The sequence below is a fragment of the Micromonospora fulviviridis genome, assembly GCF_014648395.1.
Classification (GTDB): Bacteria; Actinomycetota; Actinomycetes; order Mycobacteriales; family Micromonosporaceae; genus Micromonospora; species Micromonospora fulviviridis.
Genome location: NZ_BMRA01000005.1, coordinates 190,935 through 213,630, shown reverse-complemented (window position 1 = coordinate 213,630; position 22,696 = coordinate 190,935). Strand labels below are relative to the sequence as shown.

Sequence of the window (22,696 nt, the reverse complement as noted above, 5' to 3'; positions counted from 1 at the left end):
CCGCCGGCGGAGGAGTCAGCCGACCGGCGCCGCGAAGCCGTGCTCGGCCTGGAGCCGGAGCATGGCGTGCTCGACCACGGTCACCAGCACCTGCTTGACCGACTCGCGCCGCCGCGCGTCGCACATCACCAGCGGCACGTCCGGCGAGATCGCCAGCGCCTCGCGGACCTCCTCCAGCTCGTAGTGCGGCGCGTCGTCGAACCGGTTCAGCGCCACCACGTACGGCAGGTTGCGGTTCTCGAAGTAGTCCAGCGGCGCGAAGGCGTCGGTGATCCGGCGGGTGTCCACCAGCACGGCCGCGCCCACCGCGCCCCGGATGATCTCGTCCCACATGAACCAGAAGCGGGTCTGGCCCGGCGTGCCGAAGAGATAGAGGATCAGGTCCTCGGCCATGGTGATCCGGCCGAAGTCCATGGCGACCGTGGTGGTCTCCTTGCCGGGCACCTTCGACGGGTCGTCGATGCCGACGCCCGCCGCGGTCATCAGCGCCTCGGTGGTCAGCGGTTGGATCTCGGAGATCGCGCCCACCAGGGTGGTCTTGCCCACCCCGAAGCCGCCCGCGATGACGATCTTCGCGGAGATGATCTCCCGGCTGCGGCTCGCCCCGGCGGGGTCATAGTTCGCGAAGTCCACTTAGCACCCTTCCAAGCAGGTTCATCCGCGCCGCGAACCCCGTCGCGGGAGCGGCAGTGTGTAGCGTCAGCAGGCCCTCGGCCACCATGTCGGCGACCAGCACCCGGGTGACGCCCAGCGGCATCCGGGTGTAAGCGGCGATCTCCGCCAGCGACTGTGCCCGGCCTTCGCAGACCGAGGCGATGCGGTACTTGTCGTGCCCGGCGAATCGCGCCTCGGCCGACTGGGTGGGCGTGCACGACAGCACCGCCTCGAGCGCGATGTTCTGCAACGGCTCGGTGCGGCCACGGGTGACCGCGTACGGTCGCACCAGCGCGCCACGCGGGTCTCGTCGTGGTTCCATCTCGCGATCACCTCCCCTCATTCGGAGCCGGACGGGCTCCGGGCCACGTCACCGGACGGCCGGTCAGGGCCGGACGGCGTCCCTGGGCAGCGGAACCAGCGCCTGGCCGACCCGTTCCACCAGCAGTGCCATCTCGTAGCCCACCTGGCCGACGTCGCAGCTCCGCGCGGCCAGCACGGCCATCGACGAGCCGTCGCTGATGGACATGAGGAAGAGATATCCACTGTCCATCTCGATGACGGTCTGGAGCACTCCGCCGGCGCTGAACATCCGGGCGGCACCCTCGGTCAGGCTCACCACGCCGGAGGTGATCGCGGCGAGCTGGTCGGCCCGATCCCCCGGCAGGTCGCGGGAGGAGGCGAGCAGCAGCCCGTCCGCGGACACCGCCACCACGTGGGCGATGCCCGCCACGCTGTCGGCGAAGTTGGTGAGCAGCCAACCCATGTCCTGCATGGCCGCTGGCCTGTTCATCGGTTCGTCTCCTTGGTCGAGGTGCTGTTCAGGTCCGCGCCGGCCGTCCGACCCCGCTGCACACCGCGGTGGTAGGCCGACAGCAGGCCGCGTACTTCGTCCGGGGTGCGCCGGGTGCTGGCCCGGCTGCCCTTCGGCTCGATGCCACCGGGCACGAGCTGGGCCTGCGGCACCCGCTTGGGCAGGCCGGAACGGGTCGTGCCGGCGTTGGCGGGCTCCGCGGCCTTGCTGGCCCGCGACCAGCCCTCGTCGGCGGCCGTCCGCCACGCCTCCGGGTCGATCGCCGGCGGCTTCGGCGCCGGCGGGGGCACGGCCGCGGCGGGCGGCGGGGTCGGGACGGCCGGCGGGGTGTACGGCGGTGGTGTGGTCAGCCCCGCCGCCTGGGCGCCCGGGGTGCGGGTCGGCAGCGGCGGCGGCGGGGACGCGCCGGCCGGCTGCGCGGAGGCGGCGGCCTGCGCCGGCTCCTCGTCGAACCGGGGGCGGGTGAAGATGGTGGTCTCGTCCTCGCCGTGCGAGCGGAACCAGACCGCCTCCATCTCCCGGAAGATCGGCGCCTCGGCCGGCCGGTCCGGCCGGGCCACCACCGGGACCGCCGGGGCCGCGGCGGCCGGCTGGTAGGCCGGCGGCGCCGGCGGCGGGGCGGCCGGCGCGGGGGCCGCCGCCCCCGTGGCCGCTGCCCGCTGGGGCAGCGGATCGAGCGCCGGGTACGCGGTGGTCGGCCCACCCGCCGACCAGCCGGCACCGGGAACCGGGGCGGGGGCGGCCGGGGCGGGGGCGGGGGCGGGCGGCGCGGAGGCGACGGGGACGGCCGGCGGCGCGCTGGGCAGTGCGCCGGTCACGCCGCCGAACTGCACGGCCGGGGCGGTGTCCCGCGCCTCGGCGGGCGCCTGCCAGCGGGCGGGCGGCGGGGTGGCCGTGCTGCGCCACTGGTCGGCCAGGGTGGCCGTGCCGGCCCGGCCCGCGCCGGCCAGCGCGTCGCCGGCACCGACCTGGCTGAGCGGGGACTGCTCGACGGCGAGCGGCTGGCGCGGGCGGGTCAGCGGGGCCTGGCCCCGGTTCGCCGGCAGCACCACGGTGGCGTTCGGCAGGGTGACCTGGGCGACGGTGCCGCCCTCCACGTTGCGGCGCAGCTCGACCCGGATCCCGTAGCGGGAGGCGAGCCGGCTCACCACGGCCAGACCCATCAGCCGGAACGCGGCGACGTCGACCGTGGGCGGGGCCGCCAGCCTGCGGTTGAGGGAGTCGAGCTGCTCGTCGCTGAGGCCGAGGCCACGGTCCTCGACCTGGATGAGCACGTAGTCGCGGATCCGCCGGCCGTCGGCCACCACGATGGTGTTCGGCGGCGAGAACCGGGTGGCGTTGTCGAGCAGCTCGGCGACCAGGCGGACCACGTCGTTGACCGCGTGGGCGGCGACCGAGATGTCGGTGTCGACCGTGCCGAACTCGATCCGGTTGTAGAGCTCCACCTCGGACTGGGCGGCGCGCAGCACGTCGACCAGGAGCGCGTCGTCGCGGCGCGGCACGGCCGAGTCGGCCCCGGCCAGCACCAGCAGGTTCTCGTCGTTGCGGCGCATCCGGGTGGCCAGGTGGTCCAGCTCGAAGAGCTGGGCCAGCCGCTTCGGGTCCTCCTCGCCGCGCTCGATCGCGTCCAGCTCGCCGATCATCCGGTCGACCAGGCTCTGCGAGCGGCGGGCCAGGTTCAGGAACATCGCCGAGACGCTGGTCCGCAGCGCGGCCTGCTCGGCCGCCACCCGGACCGCCTCCCGGTGGACCACGTTGAAGGCCGCGGCCACCTGGCCGACCTCGTCGCGGTTGGTCAGCTTGATCGGGTCCCGGACCTGCTGGACGATCTCGTCGACGCCGCCGTCGCCGATGGCGTTGACGTTCTGCAGCCGGCTCACGGCGTCGGGCAGGTCGTGGTTCGCCACCGCCAGGGCGCCCTCGCGCAGCCGGCGCAGCGAGTCGTTGAGCGAGCGGGCCAGCACCACGGCCAGCGTCACGGCGATGGCCAGGGTGAGCAGCACCAGCAGGCTCTCCATGAAGGCCTGCCGGATGACGTCGGTACGCACCGCGTCGGCGTCGGCGAGCAGCTCGTCCTGGAGCTGGATCTCGGCCCACCGCATCAGGTCGCCGACCGCGGCGATGGCCGCGGCGGCCTCGTCGGCGGTGACCAGCGGGGCCTGCCCGACGGAGCGGGAGACGTCGGTGGCGACCCGGTCGCCGAGCTGCACGGCGTCACCGGAGACGGTGCGGTCCACCAGGGCCCGCTGGTCCGGCTCGGCGGCCCGGGAGAACGAGAGCAGGGCCTCCTGCTGGCCGGTCAGGGTGGCCACGAACGAGGAGAACTGCTCGTCGTCGATCCGGCCCGTGGCGAGCGCGGTGTAGGCGACCGCCTCCTCCTCGGCGACCTCAGCCTTGGCGTGGGCGAAGGCGGCCACCGCGCGACGGGCGTCGGCCAGGCTCTCCGCGCCGGGCTGCTGGGCCAGCGTGTCGCCGTACGCGACCAGGTCGTCGAGGATGATGCCGTAGCGCAGGCTCGCCTCGGCGACCGGCATCTGCTGCCGGTCCAGCACCTTCTGGCGGGTGCCGTTCAGCGTTTTCAGGTGGTCGTCGATCACCTTGAGCCGGTCGCGCACCGATTTCGGCACGTCGCCGAGCTTCCCGCGCTCGTCCTGGTAGGCCGCGATCCGCTCGTCGGTGCGGCGTACCCGCAGGTTGTAGGCGTCCGACTTCTGGTTCGACGTGTACAGGAAGGCGGCCGCGGCCATCCGCTCCTTGTGCAGGTCCTGGGTGAGCGCCGAGACGTCGATCGACAGCGCGGTCAGCGACCGGATCCGGTTGGCCTCGTACGCGCCCTCGCCGACCGAGACGAGTCGGATAGTTGCCAGTGCCATGACAGCCGCCACCGGAACGACGAGGATCAGGGCGAGCTTGGAGCGGATCCGCGCGTCACGCAGCCGAGGCAGCCGCCGTCGCCGATTCCGCTGATCGACGTCAGTGCTCTCGGGCAGGGTCGTAGATCCGGTGCTCACGACATCGCCTCCGTCGTTTCTTCCACGCTTGACCCGCCGACCCGTGCCTGGTGCAGCGGCCAGCGCCACGCGCGGCACGGCCGCGATTTCATCAGACGAGATCCTGTTTGGGAAGCGGCAGTGAGGCAGGAAACGGTCGGGGCGGACTCAACCCGTGATCCGATCACCTAATACCTTCTTTTCTCCAGCCCCCTGAACAGGGCATGTAACTCCAGAGTGGTCAGTCGTATCTGCGCAGTAATTGTCGGTTAACGTTCCGTGTCCCCAACATGTGGGACGAGCGTCCCGAAACCGCTCCCGACATCCGCGCTTGACCACAGGGCCCGGCATTGGCAAGGTTTTGCAGGCTTCGCGCACACCGTACGGCACACCAATCCCGTTCCTCCACTGAGGACGGACGAGCGGCGGTGATCGGGCGCTGGCCCACGCCGCACCTGGAGGACTGAGTTGAGCCCCATCCGCTCCGCGAGCATCGCGGTGCTCGCATCGGCCGTGCTGGCCACCACCCTCACCGGCTGCGAGATCGGCGGGGAGCCGCAGGACACCAGCCCGATCGTGATCGCCGCGGACCTCGAACTGTCCGGCGCCTCCGCGCCGATCGGCATGGTCTACCAACGGGCGCTGGAACTGAAGGTCGAGCAGTTGAACTCCTCCGGCGCGCTGGGTGGCCGGAAGATCGAACTCAAGGTGAAGGACAACCGCTCCGACGCCGCCGAATCCTTGCGGAACATCAACGATTTCAGCAGTGACTCACGGGTAACCGCCATCATCATGGGTGGCTGCAACGAATGTGCGGTCGGTGCCGTCCGCACCATCGGTGAGAAGCGTATTCCCACCGTCGCACTCGCCTCCTCCGGCGAGGTCACGGAACCGGTCGCCGAGCGCCGCTATGTCTTCAAGCTGGCGCCGAATACGGCCGACAGCGCCGCCGCCCTCACCACCGAACTGACCCGCCGCAACATCCGCAAGGTGGCCGTACTGCACAGCGCCGACAAGTACGGCCAGGAGGGGCTGGCCGCGTTGAACAGCGAGTTCACCAAGGCCGGCATCCGCATGGCTCGCGCCGAGTCGGTGCGGACCACCGACACGGAGGTCAGCACCCAGATCGACAGCCTGGTCGACAAGAAGCCCGAGGCGCTGATCGTCTGGACCCCGCCGGAGCAGGCGTCGCTGGCGGCCACCACCGCCCGGCAGAGCCGCTACAACGGGGCGCTCTTCTTCGACGCCTCGGCGGCCGGCGACCTCTTCCTGGGCGCCTCGGCCCGATCCACCGAGCGGGCCACGCTGATCTTCACCCAGACCATGGTGATCGACGACGTCATCGCCACCACCCCGGCCAAGGCCGCCCGCCGGCAGTGGTTCCAGGAGTACACCGCCCGGTTCGGCGGCTACAACGGCTACTCCTCGTTCGCGGCGGACGCCGTCCAGCTCATCGCCGACGCCGAACTGCGGGCCGGTGGCGAGCCGGGCAAGGTGGACCGGAACGCCCTGCGCGACGTCCTGGAGACCGCACAGCTCGACGGCCTCTCCGGGCCGATCCGGATGACCCCGGACAACCACTCCGGCCTCATGCCGCAGGCGTTGACGACCCTCGTCGCCCGCGGCGGCCGCTGGCGGCTGGCCGGCTAGTCGGGCCGGCTCCCGGCAGGAAGCGGAGACGTCTCCTGCCGGGAGCGGCCGCTCAGCGCGCCGAGGTGGTGGCGCGGACCCAGGGCAGGGCGAGGCGCTCGACCAGGCTGAGGGCCGAGTAGAGCACGATGCTCATCACCGCCACCAGCACGATCGCCGCCCACGCCGTCGGGGTGTCACCGACGCCGTTGTACTGGAGGATCTGGTAGCCCAGCCCGGGCCGGTCCGAGTAGAACTCCCCGATCACCGCGCCGATCGCGGCCAGCGGCATGGCCACCTTCAGCCCGACGAAGATCTGCGGCAGCGCGGCCGGGAAGCGCACCTTCCGGAACGCCTGCCACCAGGACGCGTTCAGCGAGCGGCCCAGCTCGGCCAGGTCCGCGGGAGTGGTCGTCAGCCCGGTCGCCGTGGAGAGCACGATCGGGAAGAAGCAGAGCAGGAACACCATGGTCAGGATGGGCTTCTGCCCCCAGCCCACCGCGACCACCAGCAGCGGACCGAAAGCGATCTTCGGCACCGCGTTGACCGCCACCAGCAGCGGGGCGAACATCCGCTCCACCCGGCTGGAGGCGGCCAGCGCCATCCCGATCAGCACCCCGGCGAGCGACGAGAGCAGGAAGCCGAGCAGGGTCATCCAGGTGGTGATGCCCAGCGCCGGAAGCAGCACGTCGGTGGTGCCGACCAGCGAGCGCCACACCGCCCGCGGCGGCGGCAGCGCGGCCGGGTGCACCAGGTGCAGCCCCGAGGTGACCAGCCACCAGGCGGCCACCGCGATGACCAGGCCGAGCGCCGGCAGCCCCACCGCCGCGGGGCGCACGACCAGCCGGCGCGGGGCGGCGACGGGCCCCGCCGGCTCCTCCGGCGCCGGTGCCCCGGCCCGGGTCCCGGTCAACTGCGTCAACGTGTCCTCCTCTCTCGGCCGGTCGACGACCGGCACGCGAAGGGGGTGCGCCCCACCGGGTGTCCCGGCGGGTCGCACCCCCGTTGCCCGAGCCGACCGGTCAGGCCTTCGGCGCGAGGTTGAAGTCGATGATCTGGTCGGGGGTGAGGTTCTGCTTGAGCGCACCCGCGCCCTGGAGCAGCGCGATGCTCTTGGCGACCCGGCCGCTGTCCAGCGTGCCGACCGCGGTGCCCGAGTTGCTGGAACGGACGTACGCGGCCATGAGCTGCAGCTCCGCGGCGGACGCGGCCGGGTTGGCGGCCGGCACGTTCTTCTTCAGGATCTCGCCCGCCTCGTCCGGGTGGGCCAGCGCGTACTCCAGGCCCTTGAGCAGGGCCGTCGTGAAGCGCTTGACCATCTCCGGCTTCTCCTTGGCGATCTTGCTGGAGGTGATCAGCACGTTGCCGTAGAGGTCCTGCATCACGTTGCTGTAGGGCAGCACGACCGGCTTCTTCTTGGCCACCGCCTCGACGGTCGGCTGGCCGACCACGAACTGGCCGATGCCGTCGACCGCGCCGGAGCCCAGCATGCCGATCAGGCCCTGCGCCTCACCGTTGACCCAGGTCACCTTCGTGGCGTCGATGCCGGCCAGACGGGCGTACGTCGGGAAGAGGTTGCGCACGACGGAGGTGGGGGTGTCGGCGAGCTTCTTGCCCTCGAGGTCCTTCGGGGTGGCGATGTTCTTGCCCTCGACCGAGACGATGGCGGCCATGGTGCGCTGCTGGATCGCCGCCACCGCGACGAAGTCCTTGGCCTGGCCGTTGCCGAGCTGAAGGATGCCGCCGGTCAGGTCGATCGGACCGAAGTCGGCCTGGCCACCGGTGATGGTCTGGATGACCGAGCCGGTGCCCTGCCCGGGCTTGATGTCGACGTCGAAGCCGGCCTCCTTGAAGAAGCCCTTCTCCTTCGCCACCCAGGCGTAGGAGTCACGGCCGAAGTTGCCGAACGAGGTGAGGTAGGTCACCTTCTCCAGCGCCGCACCGTTGCCGCTCTTGCCGCTCTCCGACTTGTCCGAGTCGCTGCTGCAACCGCCGACCAGGGCGAGGGCGGTGGCCAGCGCCGCGGCGGCGACCGTACGGGTCAGCCTTCTCATCAGTGCACCATGTCCTTTCCGACCAGGGCATGTTCGCCCGGTCGGGTCGTGGGTCCGACGGTGTCGGCAGGAGGGGACAGCCGACGGGACCGTCGTGAGGGGACTCTTCGCGCGCAACAGCGTACGAGAAGGCCGATGAAGCCAGGCGGGCGTCCGGGTTGCGGAACGGAAACGAAGTTGCCTGACGGAAAGAAGACTGACGTCCACCCCGGACGGTGCTATAAGGATCGGCTCCCGCTACGCTAGCCCGGCTCGCGTTCGCAATGTTGGAAGGGAGCCGGCGGGAGATGATCCGACTGTCCGGGGTGTCCCGCACCTTCGACGGCCGCTCGGGCCGAGTCGAGGCGCTGCGCGGCATCGACCTCGACGTCGCGGAGGGCGAGTTCGTCGCCGTCCTCGGCCGCTCCGGCTGCGGCAAGTCCACCCTGCTCCGCATGATCGCCGGTCTGCTCCCGGTCACCGAGGGCGCGATCACCGTGGCCGGCACGCCGATCACGAAGCCCCGCCGGGACATCGCCATGCTGTTCCAGCGGCCCGCGCTGCTGCCCTGGCGCACGGTGCTGGACAACGTCCTGCTGCCGGTGGAGATCTTCGGCTGGAGCCGGGCCAAGCACCGCGAGCGGGCCCGCGGGCTGCTGGAGATGACCGGGCTGGGCGGCTTCGAGAAGCGCCTCCCGCACGAGCTTTCCGGTGGCATGCAGCAGCGGGTCTCGCTCTGCCGGTCGCTGATCGGCGAGCCGCGGGTGATGCTCATGGACGAGCCCTTCTCCGCGCTCGACGCGCTCACCCGGGAGGAACTCTCCGGCGAGCTCCAGCGGGTGCACATGGAGACGAAGGCGACCATCGTCTTCGTCACCCACTCGATCGACGAGGCGGTGCTGCTCGCCGACCGGGTCGTCGTGCTCAGCCCGCGCCCCGGCCGGATCCGTGAGGTGGTCGAGGTGGCCGTGCCCCGGCCCCGCACCCTGGGCCGCCACGCGCACCTGGCCGAGGTCGCCCGGATCAGCGCCGAACTGCACGAACTGCTGATGGAGCGCGACACCACCGGTGGCGTCGTCGCGGGAGGACTCTGACCATGCGGGTGTCCGTCTTCACCGAGCCGCACCGCGGGGCGAGCTACGACGACCAGCTCCGGTTCGCCCGGCTGGTCGAGGAGACCGGCTTCGAGGGCTTCTTCCGGGCCGACCACTACCGGTCGATGGGCGACGAGCCCGGCCTGCCCGGCCCCACCGACGCCTGGCTGACGCTCGCCGCGCTGGCCCGGGAGACCTCCCGGATCCGGCTCGGCACGCTGGTCACCTCGGCCACCTTCCGGCTGCCCGGGCCCCTGGCCGTGATGGTCGCCCAGGTCGACCAGATGAGCGGCGGCCGGGTCGAGCTGGGCATCGGCGCCGGCTGGTACGAACGCGAGCACACCGCCTACGGCATCCCGTTCCCGGCGGTCACCGAGCGGTTCGACCGGCTGGCCGAGCAGCTGGAGATCGTCACCGGGCTGTGGCGCACCCCGCCCGGCGGGACGTACAGCTTCACCGGCGACCACTACCGGCTGGTCGACGCGCCCGCGCTGCCCAAGCCGGTGCAGCAGCCCGGCCCACCGGTGATCGTCGGCGGCCGGGGCCCGAAGCGCACCCCCGAACTGGCCGCCCGGTACGCCGACGAGTTCAACATGCCGTTCAAGACCGTCGCCGAGACGGCCGCCGCGTACGAGCGGGTCCGCGATGCGTGCGACCGTACCGGCCGCACCGGATCGGGGCGGGCGCCGCTCGTGCTCTCCGCCGGGATCGTGGTGGCGATCGGGCGTACCGACGCGGAGGCACAGCGCCGGGCCGCGCCGCTGCACGTCAAGAGCGCGCTCCCGCCGGAGGACCCGGTGGTCGGCTCCCCCGCCCAGCTCGTCGACCGGCTCGGCGAGTTCGCCGCGATCGGGGCCACCCGGGTGCACCTGCGCCTGATCGACTTCGACGACCTCGACCACGTGGAGCTCATCGCCGGCGAGGTGCTCCCCCAACTGGACGGACCACGATGACCGACCTCTCCGCCGACCTCGAACTCGGCCCGGTGGGCCAGGAGATCGTCTTCGAGAACGACCGGGTACGCGTCTGGCACATCCGGCTGGAGCCGGGCGAGCGGCAGCCGCTGCACCGGCACGACCACCCGTACCTCGTGGTGGCGATCGAGGGCGCGAAGAACGTGGTGCAGACGATCGACGGCACGACCATCGACGCGGACGAGCCGACCGGCGGGGTGGTCTACCGCGACCCGGGGGCCGTGCACATGCTGACCAACGTCGGCGACACCACGTATCTGGCCCGGCTGGTCGAGCTGAAGTAGCCACGCCGGCGCCGACTCGCCGCGCCACGGGCGCCAAGGTGGCGATCGGGTGCACCGGGCCGTAACGTGCCCGACATGGCCTTTCGGACGTGGGGCAGGCTGCTGCTCACGGCGCTCGGGGTGAGCGTGCTGGCCGGGGCCGGCCAGCTCGGCATCGCGTACGGCTTCAGCGTCGTACGCCTCGACGGCGCGTTCGTCGACGGCTCGGTCAACCGGTGGCCCGCCCAGCTCGCCTGGGTCGGCTGGTTCGCCGCGGTCGCCACGGTCGCCGGAGCCGTCCTCACCGAACGCCTCGCCCGCCGGGACGCCTCCCCGGCCGGCACCACCGAACTGCTCTCCATCGCCGGCGTCAGCGCGCTGGGCGCGACCGTGGTCGCCCCGCTCTGCATGCAGCCGGCCCGCGCCGCCGAGCTGGGCGGCACCGTCGACCCGGTGTGGGCGGTCGGCATCTGCGCGATCCTCGGCGCGGTGGTCGGGGCGGGTGCCGCGATCGCCGTGCTGCTCAAGCCGCCGTTCGGCTGGAGCATCGCGCTCACCGCCGCGGCCGTCTGGCTGCTCGCCCTGGTTTCCGCCGCACCGTCGGTCGCGTCCACCGGCGCGCTGCCCACCGTACGCCTCGGCGTCCTCGAACCGTCCTGGCTCGACCCCGCCGCGGCCCAGCGCCTGGCCATTCTGCTGCTGCCCACGCTGGCCCTGCTCGCCGGCGCGGCGGTCGGCGCGCTGGCCCGCCGGGCCGGGCACCTGCCCCTGGTGGGCGGCGCGGCCGGGGCGGCCGGCCCGGTCCTGCTGGCCTTCGCCTACCTGACCGCCGGCCCCGGCACCGCGGCCGACCGCTACCAGCTCGCGCCCTACTACGGCGCGCTGATCGCGGTCGCCGCCGGCGCCCTCGGCTCGACCGCCACCACGGTGCTGCCCCGGCCGCTGACCACGGCCGACGGGCCGGACGCCATCGAGCCGACCGACATCCTCCAGCCCCTGCCGGCGTCGCCGGCCACCACCGGCCCGGCCGACCCGGCTTCCGCCGCCCCCGCGACCGTACGCGCCGCCGGGGCACCGAGCCCCGCGCACTGGGACTGGCCGGAGGCCGGCGGGCTCACCCCGGCCGGGCTCACCCGCCGGCCCATCGGCCGCCCCGCCGCCGAGCTTCCGGTGGACCGGACGGAGCCGACCCCGGTGCCCGAGCCCGGTCCCGGCACGGTGGACGAGGTCACCGCGACCCACCGCGACGTCCCGTCCGCCCCGGCCGAGGCCGCGCCGGGTGTGACCGGCGAGGCGACCGCGGAGCGCCACTGGTTCGACCCGCTGACCCCGTCGGAACAGGGTCCGGTCGTCGCGCGGCCGGACCGGCCGACCCACGACACCACCGCCGCTCAGCCGGAACCGGACCCGACGCGACCGGCCCGGGCGGCCGACGACACCGGCGCCGACCGGCCAACGCCGGGCCCGCAGCCCGCGATGGTGTTCGGTGACACCGTGCCGGAGGAGCCGGCCACCGGGCGGGACGACGCGGACCTCGTTCGCAACCTGCAGATGCCCGGATCACCCCCGCCGGGACGGCGGACCTCCGCGATCGACGTGCTCGCCGCCGGCCGCCCGGCCCCGCCGGCCGACCCGGACCCGGTCACGCCGCCCGCACCGTCGGCGAAGCCGGACCCGGCCACATCACCCGCACCGTCGGAGAAGCCGGCGCGCCCGGCGGTCTCGTCCGGCGGGAGCACGAGGGCGGCCAACCGGACCGAAGCCGCGTCCGTCGCCCGGGACCGGACGGACGCGCCGGACCCGGCGGCCGCACGCGACGTGCCGGGGCCGGTCCCCGCCGAGCCGGCAACCGAGGTGGCCCCGGCGCGGGCGACGCGATCGCGGCGGAGCCGGGCCGGCGCCCCCACGCCCGCACCCCGGCCGGCGGACGAGGCGCCCCCGACAGCGCGTGCGGCGGACGGCCTGTCCTCGACGGCCCGACGGGCGGACGGCACGACCGCGGCGGGCACCCCGGCGGCGAGGAACGACGTGTCCTCGACGGCCCGGGCGCTCGACGACGCACCCTCGACGGCCCGACCGGCGGACGGCACGACCCCGGCGGACGCCCCGGCAGTGAGGAACGACGCGCCCCCGACGGCTCGGGCGCTCGATGACACGCTCTCGACGGCCCGACCGGCGGAGGGCACGACCCCGGCGGACGCCCGGGCAGCGAGGCAGGCGGCGCCTTCGGCGGTCCGACCGGCGGACGGCACGACCCCGGCGGAGGGCGCGGCCGAGGCCGCCGGGTCCGCGCCGGCCGAACCGGCTCCGGTCGGCCGCGCCAAGCGCACCCGAAAGCCGCGCACCAGCCGGACCGCCACGAACCAAGCCCCCGCCGAGCCGACCACCACCGCCACCACCACACCGGGCAACGCCGCCGCGCCGGCCACCACACCGGACAACGCCGCCGAGCCGACCACGACCACCACAGCGGGCAGCACCGCTGAGCCGGCCAGCACCTTCGAGCTGACCGGAAGCACGCCGGCCGCCACCACCCACACCCCGTCGACCGCCGAGCCGACGGGCGATACCCGGGCCACGGACCGAGGCGACACCCGGGCCACGGACCGACCCGAAGCGCCGGACCAGGGCACCCCGGCACCGGCGGGCGATCCGGCCGGCGGCAGCACCCCGACCGCCGGCGAGCGGCGGAACTTCTTCTTCACCCCGGAGCCGGCACCGGCCGAACTGCCCGAGCCCCCGGCGTCGCCCCGGCCGCGGGTCCCGATCTTCGAGGACGAAACCCCCGGCAACGTCCGGCCGGCCTGGCCGGTCGCCCCCGCCACGAACTGGCCGGTCACCCCGCGCGGCGGCACCGGGTCGGCCGAACCCGGCAGCCCGGGCGCCGGCCGGGACGCTGACCCCGCCGGCACCGGAACCGACGGCACCGGGACCTCCCACGCCACCCGGCCCGAGCCGGCGCCGTGCCCCCGGCACCGGGCCCTGCCCGACCTGGGCCGGAGCACCGGCTGGGACGCCCTCGCCAACGCCCGCCCCGCCGGCCCGGCCACCCCGCCGCCCACCGACCGGGCCCCGGAGACCACCGGCCCGCAGGCCACCGGCCACGCCAGTCCCGCTTCGGAGACCACCGGCCCGCAGGCCGCCGGCCACACCGGTACCGTCCCGGAGACGACCGGCCCGGTCCTCCCCGCCTGGGACGGTCCGGCCGCCGAGACCGCCTCCGGCGGCCGGCACGCCGACGTGTCCGGGGCCGGCGCGGCCCCCGAGGCCGCCGGCGGGAAGTCCAAGGCCCGGCGCGGCCTGTTCCGGCGTAACCGCGGCAAGGGCGGCGAGCCGGGCGAGGCCGACCGCGAGTCCGAGCCGCTCGCGCGGCAGGACGAGGAGTACGTCGACTGGGTCGCCGGCCTCGCCTCGGACGACAACGCGGACGACACCCGGTCCCTGCGTACCGGCCGGCACCACCGCGACTGAGCGTGCGGGGGCCGGGTCGACCAGCGGCCCGGCCCCCGGCGGCGCTCAGGCCAGCGGCAGGTACACCCGGGAGCCCCCGGCCACGAACTCCGCCGACTTGTCCTGCATGCCGCGCGCCGCGTACTCCTTCAGCTCCTGGGTGATCTTCATGGAGCAGAACTTCGGGCCGCACATCGAGCAGAAGTGGGCGGTCTTCGCGGGCTCGGCCGGCAGCGTCGCGTCGTGGTACGCCCGGGCGGTCTCCGGGTCCAGCGCCAGGTTGAACTGGTCCTCCCAGCGGAACTCGAACCGCGCCTTGGAGAGCGCGTCGTCCCACGCCTGCGCCCCCGGGTGCCCCTTGGCCAGGTCGGCAGCGTGCGCCGCGATCTTGTAGGCGATCACGCCCGCCTTCACGTCGTCCCGGTCGGGCAGCCCGAGGTGCTCCTTCGGGGTGACGTAGCAGAGCATCGCGGTGCCGAACATGCCGATCATCGCGGCGCCGATGGCCGAGGTGATGTGGTCGTACGCGGGCGCGATGTCGGTGGTCAGCGGCCCGAGCGTGTAGAACGGGGCCTCGTGGCACACCTCCTGCTGGAGGTCCACGTTCTCCTTGATCTTGTGCATCGGCACATGCCCGGGGCCCTCGATCATCACCTGCACGTCGTGCGCCCAGGCGACCTTCGTGAGCTCACCCAGGGTGCGCAGCTCGGCGAACTGCGCCGCGTCGTTGGCGTCGGCGATCGACCCCGGCCGCAGCCCGTCGCCGAGCGAGAACGTCACGTCGTACCTCGCGAGCAGCGCGCACAGCTCCTCGAAATGGGTGTAGAGGAAGTTCTCCTCGTGGTGCGCCAGGCACCAGGCCGCCATGATCGAGCCACCGCGGGAGACGATCCCGGTGACCCGGTCCACGGCCAGCGGCACGTACGGCAGCAGCACCCCGGCGTGCACCGTCATGTAGTCGACGCCCTGCTCGGCCTGCTCGACCACCGTCTCGCGGAACACCTCCCAGGTGAGCTTCACCGGGTCGCCGCCGACCTTCTCCAGCGCCTGGTAGATCGGCACGGTGCCGATCGGCACCGGCGAGTTCCGCACGATCGCCTCGCGGGTCTCGTGGATCCGCTTGCCGGTGGACAGGTCCATGACGGTGTCCGCACCCCACCGGGTGGCCCAGGTCAGCTTCTCCACCTCCTCGGCGACCGAGGAGGTCACCGCCGAGGTGCCGATGTTGGCGTTCACCTTGACGAGGAAGGCCTTGCCGATGATCGCCGGCTCGCACTCCGGGTGGTTGACGTTGAGCGGCAGCACCGCCCGCCCGGCCGCGATCTCGTCCCGGACGAACTCCGGCGCGACTCCCTCCCGGATCGCCACGAACTCCATCTCCGGCGTGACGATCCCGGCCCGGGCGTACGCGAGCTGCGTCGGCCGCCTGCCCTCGGTGCCGGCCAGCGGCGTGCCGGCGCCCCGCACCGGAGCGACGTCCCCGCGCTCGGCGATCCACGGACCGCGCAGCGGCGGCAGCCCCACCTCCGGGTCCGAGCCGGGGCCGGCGGTGTCGTAGAGCCGGACCGGCGGGTTGTCCCCGGTCAACTCCACCTCGGCGAACGGCACCCGGATGTCCGGGCGTGACCCCTCGACGTAGACCTTGCGACGTGCGTGCATGACAGCCTCCCTGTCGCTCAAGCGGACCAGCCGAAGTGGTCCAGCGGGCCGCGTCCCGCGCCCAGCTCCCAGTCCCGGGCGCCGGTCAGCGCGCGGGTCACGTACTCCTTGGCGGAGGCCACCGCGACCGGCACCGGGTCGCCGGCCGCCAGCCGGACGGTGATCGCCGCCGAGAACGAGCAGCCGGTGCCGTGGTTGTGCCGGGTCGGCACGCGGGGCGCGCGCAGCAGCGTGGTCGCGCCGCCGCCGGCCAGCACGTCCACCGACTCGCCGGCCGCGTCCACGTCGCCGCCGGTCACCACCACGTGCGCGGGGCCGCCGGCCGCCAGCGCCTCGGCCGCCGCGACCATCTCCTCGACCGTGGTCACCGGGTGCCCGGTGAGGGCCGCGGCCTCCGCGCAGTTCGGCGTCGCTACCTCGGCGTACGGGAGCAGCCGCTCGACCGCCGTCACCACGCCGAGCCGGTGCCCGCTGGTGGCGACCAGCACCGGGTCGACGACCAGGTGGGGCAGGCGGCCGGCGCGCGCCGCCTCGGCCACCGCGTCGGCGACCGCCGGGGTGCCGAGCATGCCGGTCTTCACGGCGCGCACGTCGAAGTCGCCGAGCACGCAGTCGAGCTGGTCGCGCACGGTCTGCGGGGGCAGCGGCAGGACGGCGTCCACGCCGCGGGTGTTCTGCGCGGTGACGGCGGTGATCACGCTGGTGCCGTACGCCCCGAGGGCGGCGAAGACCTTGAGGTCGGCCTGGATGCCGGCGCCGCCGCCGGAGTCTGATCCGGCGATCGTGAGTGTCGTCCTCGGGGTCATGTTGCTTCCCTTGGTTGCGGTGGGGGCTGCGGCCGGGATCGGGCTGGTCGGGCCGCCCCGTGACCGGCCCGACCAGCCGCTCCGGTGAGCGCGGCGGCGACCTCGGTGGGGTCGTCGGCACGCATGAGCGCGCCGAGCACGGCCACCCCGGCGGCACCGGCCACCATGCACTCCCGCACCTGGTCCGGGGTCTCGATGCCGCCGAGTGCGAGCACCGGGACCGGGCTGGCCGCGATCAGCTCGCGGAGCCCGGCGGGGTGCAGGGGTGGGCCGTAGCCGGGTTTGGTCCTCGTGGGGAAGACCGGCGACAGCGTCACGTAGTCCTCGGTGGTGAGCCGGCCCAGCTCGGTGGCGTCGTGGCAGGAGCGGCCCACCAGTCCGGCGGCCGGCGGCGGGTACGGGCCGGCGGCGGGCAGGTGGACGGCGTCGCCGTCGAGCGGGTCCGGGCCGGCCACGATCAGCCTGCCGCCGGCGGCGGCGGTGAGGATGGCGCGCAGCTCGGCGGCCAGGGCGGCCCGCTCGGCCCGGGACAGGTCCTTCTCCCGCAGCACCACCCAGCGCACTCCCCCAACCACGGCCGCCTCGACGACCTCGACCAGGGGCCACCGCGCCTGCCAGCGGTCGGTGAGCAGCACCACGCCCGACGGCACCACATCGCCCGAGATCCTGGAAGATTCCGGCCCCTCAAGGGGCCGCTCCCCGCCAAGATCTGCGGACCGGACCGCGATCCCGGCGCTGAGGTCGACCGGGGAGCCGGCCCTCACAGGTCCGGCCTTCCCTCGTCCGGGGTGGAGGCGAGGGCGTGGAAGCGGCGGGCGATCCGGCCCGCCCCGTACGCCAGCCGCCCTGCCTCGACGGCGTGCCGCATGGCGGTGGCCATCGCCACCGGGTCGGCGGCCCGGGTCACCGCGCTGGCCAGCAGCACGGCGTCGCAGCCCAGCTCCATGGCGAGCGCCGCGTCGGACGCGGTGCCGATCCCGGCGTCGAGGATCACCGGCACGTCCACGCCCTGCCGGATCAGCCGGATGTGGTGCGGGTTGCTCACCCCCAACCCGGAGCCGATGGGCGCGCCCGCCGGCATCACGGCCGCGCAGCCCACGTCGGCGAGCCGGCGGGCCAGGACGGGATCGTCCGAGGTGTACGGCAGCACCGTGAACCCGTCGGCCACCAGTTCCTCGGCGGCGCGCAGCAGTTCCACCCCGTCGGGCAGCAGCGTGCGCTCGTCGCCGATCACCTCCAGCTTCACCCAGTCGGTGTCGAACGCCTCCCGGGCCAGCCGCGCCACCTTCACGGCCTCGGACGCCGTGTAGCAGCCGGCCGTGTTCGGCAGCAGCCGTACGCCGCACCGGTCCAGCAGGTCGAGCAGGCCGCCGGCCGCGCCGGGCGCGGTGTCCACCCGGCGCAGCGCGAGGGTCACCAGCTCGGTGCCGGAGGCGCGGATCGCCTGCTCCAGCACGTGCAGGTTGGCCGCGCCGCCGGTGCCGAGGATGAGCCGGGAGCCGAAGCCCACCCCACCGATCTCGAAGGACACCCGGCTCACCCGCCCTGGGCGGCGCTGAGCACCTCGACCCGGTCGCCGTCGCGCAGCACGGCCGCCGACCAGCCGCCCCGCGGCACCACCTCGCCGTTCACGGCGACCGCCAGGCCGCGCTCCTGGGCGGTGACCGCGCGGACCACGTCCGCGACGGTCGAGCCGCTCGGCAGGTCCCGTCCCGCGCCGTTGACGATCAGTTCCACCTGGGCTCCTTCCCGAACCGGTCCGGGGTGAAGGGGGCGAGCAGCGGGTCCGGCTCGCCGGTGACGATCAGCTCGGTGACCAGGTCGGCGGTGACCGGGGTGAGCACGATGCCGTGCCGGTGGTGCCCGGTGGCCACGAGCACGCCGGGCCGACCGGGCAGCGGCCCGATGACCGGCGCGTTGTCCGGCGTGCCGGGGCGCAGCCCGGCGGTCGCCTCGACCAGCTCGTACTCGGCCAGCTCCGGCACCAGGTCGACGGCGGCGCGGAGCAGCCGCAGCACCGCGCCGGCGGTCACCTCGGTGTCGGCGCGCTCCTCGACGGTCGCCCCGACCACCACCTCCCCGCTGTCCCGGGGCACCAGGTAGATCGACTCGCCGTCGGCGTACCCCCGGATCACGTGCCGGAAGTCCGGCGCGCCGCGGCCGGGCGCCCGGAGCCGCAGCACCTGGCCCTTGACCGGACGGACCGGCAGCCCGGTCAGCGCGGCGGCGCCGCAGCCGGCCGCGACCACGGTGACCCGGGCGTCCACCTCGGACAGCGCGCCCACCCGGGCCGGGCGCAGCACCGCGCCGGCCCGCTCGGCCGCCACCCGCAGCGCGGCCACCAGCCGGCGCGGGTCGACCTGGTGGTCGCCGGGGGCGACCGCGCCGCCGCGCACCCGCGGGGCCAGCGCCGGCTCGCGGTCGCGCAGCTCCGAGGGGCGCAGCGGCGTGATCGGCAGTCCCAACCCCTGCTGGTACGACCAGAGCCGCCGCGCCTCGGCCAGGTCGTCGGCGGTGAGCCCGACCACCAGGGTGCCGTCGGCGCGGTACCCGACGTCGACGCCGGCCGCCTCGGCCAGGTCGGCGGCGAAGCGGGGCCAGCGGGCGGCGGACTCGGCGAGCAGCCCGGTCAGCTCGTGCTCACCGAAGTACGCCTCGGCCACCGGGGAGAGCATGCCGGCGGCGACGTGCGAGGCCCCGGAGCCGGGTGCCGGGTCGTGCACGGTCACGCGCAGCCCACGGGACGCGCACCGCCACGCAATCGCCAGCCCGACCGGTCCCGCCCCCACGATGGCGACGTCCGGTCGGGTCAGCACGTCAGGGCCTCGATCAGCTCGGCCGTCGCACGGGCGGGATCGGGGCTGCCGGACAGCGCCCCCACCACCGCCACCCCGTACGCCCCCGCGGCCCGCAGCGCCGGCACCGACGCGGCGGTCACCCCGCCGATGGCGATCACCGGCACGTCCACCGCGCCGGCCACGACGCGTACCCCCGCGGGGCCGATCGGGTCGGGCAGGCCGGCCTTGGTGGTGGTGACGTGGCAGGGGCCCACGCCCAGGTAACTGGCCCCGGCGGCGACCGCCGCGACGGCGCCGCCCGGCTCCCGGGCGGTCGCGCCGAGCACGGCGCCGGCACCGAGCACCCGGCGGGCCGCCGCCACGGGCAGGTCCTCCGCGCCGACGTGGCCGCCGGCGGCCTCCACCGCCAGCGCCACGTGCAGCCGATCGTTGACCAGGCACGTCGCCCCGTACGGCCGGCACAGCCCGACCACCTGGCGGGCCAGCTCGTACGCCTCCCGGTCGGTGGCGTCGTCCTCCACCCGGACCTGGACGACGAGTTCGGCGCGGGCCACCGGCAGGGCGGCGCGCAGCACGGCGAGGGGGTCCCGCCCCGGCCGGGTGTCGGTGATCAGATGCAGTCGTCCCAGGGACGGCACGGCAACTCTCCTCCCTGCGCCGGCATTACCCGGATCAGGTTCGACGGTCGGGGGCTTCCAGCCCCCCTCTCAGCCCGGTGGCACCGGGCTCCCGTGGGTCACTTGCGGGCCTACCGTACGACGTGCGCGCGGATCCGCCAAGGGGCGGGTGGGGAATTTCCCACCGACCGTCCCGGATGGAGGATGAAGACAGCCGGTGATCTTCTGAACACGCCTCGTCCCGCGGACACATGGGACGGACAGCGCGCTGCCCCGGCGCCGGAGGGAGGCGCCGGGGCAGCGGAAGGTGGGTCAGAGGAGGGCGTCGAGGGCGTCGAGGTCCTCGTCGGTGGGCTGCCAGGTGCCCGCCTCGGCGTTGGCGCGTACCTGCTCGGGCGTGGTGGCGCCGGCGATCACCGAGGTCACCGCTGGCCGGGCGGCGAGCCCGCCGATGGCCACCTGGAGCATGCTGACCCCGCGCTCGGCCGCGTACGCCTCGATCGCCTCGATGGTGTCCCAGTCCGCGGCGGCGAGGCGCTCGGCGTACCGGCCGCCGCCGGAGAGCCGGCTGCCGGCGGGCGGGGCCTCGTTCCGCTTGTACTTGCCGGTGAGCAGGCCGTTGGCGAGGGGGAAGAACGGCAGCATGCCCAGGCCGAACCGCTCGCAGGCCGGGATCACCTCGGCCTCCACGCTCCGCTCCAGCAGCGAGTAGTGGTTCTGCGCGGAGATGAAGCGGGTGCGGCCCTGGGAGGAGGCGGTCCAGTCGGCGTCGGCGATCTGCCAGCCGGCGAAGTTCGAGTTGCCGAGGTAGCGGACCTTGCCGGCGGTCACCAGGTCGTCCAGCGCGGCGAGGGTCTCGTCGATCGGGGTGCCCGGGTCGGGCTCGTGCATCTGGTAGAGGTCGATGTGGTCGGTGTCGAGCCGGCGCAGCGACGCCTCGACGGCCCGGGCGATGTAGCGGCGGGCGCCCCGGGCGCCGTGGTCCGGCCCGTTGAGGCCGTGCATGTCCATGCCGAACTTGGTGGCGACCACCACGTCGTCCCGGCGGCCCTTGAGCGCCTGCCCGAGCAGTTCCTCGGAGCCGCCCTGCGGCTCGCCGTAGATGTCGGCGGTGTCGAAGAAGTTGATGCCGGCGTCGAGCGCGGCGTCCACCACCGCACGGGTGCCGTCGAGGTCGAGCTTGCGGCCGAAGTTGTTGCAGCCGATGCCGACCACGGACACCACGAGCCCGGAGTCGCCCAGCCGGCGGTAGGTCATCTCAGTCACGAGATCCACTCTATGCCGCCGGCCAGGCGCTCATCGCACGTCCCAGACCGGCTCCGGGGTCTCCACCACCTCGCCGTCGCCGCGGAACAGCACGAACCGGTCGAAGGAGCGGGTGAACCACCGGTCGTGGGTGACCGCGACGACCGTCCCCGCGAACGCGGCCAGCCCCGCTTCGAGGGCCTCGGCGGAGGCCAGGTCGAGGTTGTCGGTCGGCTCGTCGAGCAGCAGCAGGGTGGCCCCGGACAGCTCCAGCAGCAGCACGAGGAAGCGCGCCTGCTGGCCGCCGGAGAGGGTGCCGAAACGCTGGTCGCCCTGCCCGGCCAGTTCGTAGCGGGACAGCGCCGCCATGGCCGCGTGCCGGTCCATGCCGGCCCGGTGCTCGTCGCCCCGCCACAGGATCTCGACCAGCGTCTTGGCCATCAGCTCGGGCCGGTCGTGGGTCTGCGAGAAGTGGCCGGGTCGCACCCGGGCGCCGAGGCGTACGTGGCCGTCGTGCGTGACGGGAGCGAGCGCCGCCGCGCCGTCGACGGGGGTGTTGGCCGGGTCGGGGTCGGTGCCGCCGCGGGCGAGCAGGCGCAGGAAGTGCGACTTCCCCGTGCCGTTCGCGCCGAGCACCGCCACCCGGTCGCCGTACCAGAGTTCCAGGTCGAACGGGTAGGTCAGGCCGTCCAGTTCGAGCTGCTCGGCGATCACCGCGCGCTTGCCGGTCCGTCCGCCGGTCAGGCGCATCCGGATGTCCTGGTCCTTCGGGGGTACGGGCGGCGGCCCGGCCTCCTCGAACTTGCGCAACCGGGTCTGCGCGGCCTGGTAGCGGGAGGCCATCCCGTCGTTGTACGCGGCCTTCTGCTTGTACATGAGCACCAGCTCGCGCAGCTTCTGGTGTTCCTCGTCCCAGCGGCGGCGCAGCTCGTCGAGGCGGGCGTGCCGGGCCACCCGGGCCTCGTGCCAGCTGGCGAAGCCGCCCGGGTGCACCCAGGCGCTGCCGCCCTCCACGGCGACCACCCGGTCGGCGGTCTGGGCCAGCAGCTCCCGGTCGTGCGAGACGTAGAGCACGGACTTGCCGGACTCGCGCAGCCGGGCCTCCAGCCAGCGCTTGCCGGGCACGTCGAGGAAGTTGTCCGGCTCGTCGAGGAGGAGCACCTCGTCCGGGCCGCGGAGCAGCAGTTCCAGCGCGAACCGCTTCTGCTGGCCGCCGGACAGCGTCCGCACGGGGCGTTCCCGGGCGGCGTCCCAGGGCAGGTCGAGGACGATGGTGGCGACCGTGTCGAAGAGCACCTCGGCGTCGTACCCGCCGACCTCGCCCCAGGCGGCCAGCGCATCGGCGTACGCGAGCTGGGCCTTGCCGGCGGCGCTGCTGTACTTGCCGCGGACCTCGGCCGCCCGCATGGCCGCCTCGGTCTCGGCCAGGCGGTGGCCGGCGTCGCGCAGCGCCGGCGGGGCGAGCGACAGCGCCAGGTCGGCGAGCGTCGACTCGTCCCCGATCATTCCGATGAACTGGCGCATGACGCCGAGCCCGCCGGAGCGGGCGACCACGCCGGTCTTCACCGGCAGGTCTCCGGCGACCATGCGCAGCAGCGTGGTCTTGCCGGCGCCGTTGGGGCCGACGAGCGCCACCTTGGCGCCCTCACCGACCCGGAACGAGACCTCGG

General features: G+C 74.3%; 20 protein-coding genes and 1 riboswitch. Of the genes, 5 read left to right on the top strand and 15 right to left on the bottom strand.

What is annotated here, in order from left to right; translation table 11 throughout:
* Positions 1-15: 15 nt before the first annotated feature.
* The 4 genes from IEY96_RS15180 to IEY96_RS15165 all read right to left on the bottom strand — a co-directional run bounded on the left by IEY96_RS15180 (position 16) and on the right by IEY96_RS15165 (position 4,479).
* A complete protein-coding gene (locus IEY96_RS15180) occupies positions 16-633 on the bottom strand; it encodes a GTP-binding protein (protein WP_189195449.1) in 618 nt (205 codons plus the stop codon).
* Positions 614-976 (bottom strand): DUF742 domain-containing protein, encoded by a 363-nt coding sequence (locus tag IEY96_RS15175; RefSeq protein ID WP_091262733.1) that lies wholly within the window; start codon positions 974-976, stop codon positions 614-616. The genes IEY96_RS15180 and IEY96_RS15175 overlap by 20 nt, the downstream gene beginning before the upstream one ends.
* A gap of 63 nt (positions 977-1,039) precedes the next feature.
* Complete coding sequence (locus IEY96_RS15170; RefSeq protein WP_091262735.1) at positions 1,040-1,447, bottom strand: roadblock/LC7 domain-containing protein; 408 nt, start codon at positions 1,445-1,447, stop codon at positions 1,040-1,042.
* Complete coding sequence (locus tag IEY96_RS15165; protein ID WP_189195448.1) at positions 1,444-4,479, bottom strand: sensor histidine kinase; 3,036 nt, start codon at positions 4,477-4,479, stop codon at positions 1,444-1,446. Before IEY96_RS15165 ends, IEY96_RS15170 begins: the two co-directional genes overlap by 4 nt.
* A 447-nt stretch (positions 4,480-4,926) precedes the next feature.
* Between IEY96_RS15165 and IEY96_RS15160 the strand changes: the two genes are divergently transcribed.
* The gene (locus IEY96_RS15160) at positions 4,927-6,108 is read left to right on the top strand and encodes an ABC transporter substrate-binding protein (RefSeq protein ID WP_189195447.1); all 1,182 of its coding nucleotides are present in this window, start codon (positions 4,927-4,929) and stop codon (positions 6,106-6,108) included.
* Between the two features lie 52 nt (positions 6,109-6,160).
* Here the strand turns inward: IEY96_RS15160 and IEY96_RS15155 are convergent, their stop codons facing one another.
* Both IEY96_RS15155 and IEY96_RS15150 read right to left on the bottom strand, forming a co-directional pair.
* Positions 6,161-7,009, bottom strand: coding sequence for an ABC transporter permease (locus IEY96_RS15155; protein ID WP_373293575.1), 849 nt, complete (start codon positions 7,007-7,009; stop codon positions 6,161-6,163).
* Between the two features lie 100 nt (positions 7,010-7,109).
* Entirely contained in the window at positions 7,110-8,141 is a 1,032-nt protein-coding gene (locus tag IEY96_RS15150) for an ABC transporter substrate-binding protein (RefSeq protein ID WP_189195445.1), read from the bottom strand.
* 287 nt (positions 8,142-8,428) lie between these two features.
* Between IEY96_RS15150 and IEY96_RS15145 the strand changes: the two genes are divergently transcribed.
* The 4 genes from IEY96_RS15145 (at position 8,429) to IEY96_RS15130 (ending at position 13,922) form a co-directional block, all read left to right on the top strand.
* Entirely contained in the window at positions 8,429-9,214 is a 786-nt protein-coding gene (locus IEY96_RS15145) for an ABC transporter ATP-binding protein (RefSeq protein ID WP_189195444.1), read from the top strand.
* Between the two features lie 2 nt (positions 9,215-9,216).
* Positions 9,217-10,167, top strand: a complete 951-nt coding sequence (locus IEY96_RS15140) for an LLM class F420-dependent oxidoreductase (protein ID WP_189195443.1) — start codon at positions 9,217-9,219, stop codon at positions 10,165-10,167.
* Positions 10,164-10,472: a cupin domain-containing protein gene (locus IEY96_RS15135; protein ID WP_189195442.1), complete on the top strand. Its 309-nt coding sequence runs from the start codon at positions 10,164-10,166 to the stop codon at positions 10,470-10,472. Before IEY96_RS15140 ends, IEY96_RS15135 begins: the two co-directional genes overlap by 4 nt.
* A 75-nt stretch (positions 10,473-10,547) precedes the next feature.
* The gene (locus IEY96_RS15130; protein WP_189195441.1) at positions 10,548-13,922 is read left to right on the top strand and encodes a hypothetical protein; all 3,375 of its coding nucleotides are present in this window, start codon (positions 10,548-10,550) and stop codon (positions 13,920-13,922) included.
* A 45-nt stretch (positions 13,923-13,967) separates the two neighbouring features.
* On the opposite strand, the gene thiC is transcribed toward IEY96_RS15130, so the two are convergent.
* The 9 genes from thiC to IEY96_RS15085 all read right to left on the bottom strand — a co-directional run.
* On the bottom strand, positions 13,968-15,560 hold the full coding sequence (gene thiC, locus IEY96_RS15125; RefSeq protein ID WP_189195440.1) for a phosphomethylpyrimidine synthase ThiC: 1,593 nt from the start codon (positions 15,558-15,560) through the stop codon (positions 13,968-13,970).
* Between the two features lie 17 nt (positions 15,561-15,577).
* On the bottom strand, positions 15,578-16,366 hold the full coding sequence (thiD, locus tag IEY96_RS15120) for a bifunctional hydroxymethylpyrimidine kinase/phosphomethylpyrimidine kinase (RefSeq protein WP_189195439.1): 789 nt from the start codon (positions 16,364-16,366) through the stop codon (positions 15,578-15,580).
* Positions 16,363-17,019, bottom strand: coding sequence for a thiamine phosphate synthase (locus tag IEY96_RS15115; RefSeq protein ID WP_373293573.1), 657 nt, complete (start codon positions 17,017-17,019; stop codon positions 16,363-16,365). Before IEY96_RS15115 ends, thiD begins: the two co-directional genes overlap by 4 nt.
* A 107-nt stretch (positions 17,020-17,126) precedes the next feature.
* Positions 17,127-17,906 carry a thiazole synthase gene (locus IEY96_RS15110; protein WP_189195438.1) on the bottom strand — a complete coding sequence of 260 codons (780 nt, stop codon included), beginning with the start codon at positions 17,904-17,906 and terminating at the stop codon, positions 17,127-17,129.
* Positions 17,903-18,103, bottom strand: coding sequence for a sulfur carrier protein ThiS (thiS, locus tag IEY96_RS15105; protein ID WP_189195437.1), 201 nt, complete (start codon positions 18,101-18,103; stop codon positions 17,903-17,905). Before thiS ends, IEY96_RS15110 begins: the two co-directional genes overlap by 4 nt.
* Positions 18,094-19,182, bottom strand: coding sequence for a glycine oxidase ThiO (gene thiO, locus IEY96_RS15100; protein ID WP_189195436.1), 1,089 nt, complete (start codon positions 19,180-19,182; stop codon positions 18,094-18,096). Before thiO ends, thiS begins: the two co-directional genes overlap by 10 nt.
* On the bottom strand, positions 19,176-19,802 hold the full coding sequence (locus IEY96_RS15095) for a thiamine phosphate synthase (RefSeq protein ID WP_189195435.1): 627 nt from the start codon (positions 19,800-19,802) through the stop codon (positions 19,176-19,178). Before IEY96_RS15095 ends, thiO begins: the two co-directional genes overlap by 7 nt.
* A riboswitch (TPP riboswitch) is annotated at positions 19,797-19,907 on the bottom strand. It overlaps the preceding gene by 6 nt.
* Positions 19,908-20,093: 186 nt before the next feature.
* Positions 20,094-21,056 (bottom strand): aldo/keto reductase, encoded by a 963-nt coding sequence (locus tag IEY96_RS15090; protein WP_189195434.1) that lies wholly within the window; start codon positions 21,054-21,056, stop codon positions 20,094-20,096.
* Between the two features lie 21 nt (positions 21,057-21,077).
* Positions 21,078-22,696 (bottom strand): ABC-F family ATP-binding cassette domain-containing protein (locus IEY96_RS15085; protein ID WP_189195433.1); only part of this gene is annotated, 1,619 nt, incomplete at its 5' end.

Bases quoted from the DNA above. Each gene is read 5' to 3' on its own strand.
- IEY96_RS15150 (WP_189195445.1), bottom strand. From the start codon at position 8,141: ATGAGAAGGCTGACCCGTACGGTCGCCGCCGCGGCGCTGGCCACCGCC.
- IEY96_RS15130 (WP_189195441.1), top strand. From the start codon at position 10,548: ATGGCCTTTCGGACGTGGGGCAGGCTGCTGCTCACGGCGCTCGGGGTG.
- IEY96_RS15135 (WP_189195442.1), top strand. From the start codon at position 10,164: ATGACCGACCTCTCCGCCGACCTCGAACTCGGCCCGGTGGGCCAGGAG.
- IEY96_RS15170 (WP_091262735.1), bottom strand. From the start codon at position 1,447: ATGAACAGGCCAGCGGCCATGCAGGACATGGGTTGGCTGCTCACCAAC.
- IEY96_RS15145 (WP_189195444.1), top strand. From the start codon at position 8,429: ATGATCCGACTGTCCGGGGTGTCCCGCACCTTCGACGGCCGCTCGGGC.
- thiC (WP_189195440.1), bottom strand. From the start codon at position 15,560: ATGCACGCACGTCGCAAGGTCTACGTCGAGGGGTCACGCCCGGACATC.
- thiD (WP_189195439.1), bottom strand. From the start codon at position 16,366: ATGACCCCGAGGACGACACTCACGATCGCCGGATCAGACTCCGGCGGC.
- IEY96_RS15175 (WP_091262733.1), bottom strand. From the start codon at position 976: ATGGAACCACGACGAGACCCGCGTGGCGCGCTGGTGCGACCGTACGCG.
- IEY96_RS15140 (WP_189195443.1), top strand. From the start codon at position 9,217: ATGCGGGTGTCCGTCTTCACCGAGCCGCACCGCGGGGCGAGCTACGAC.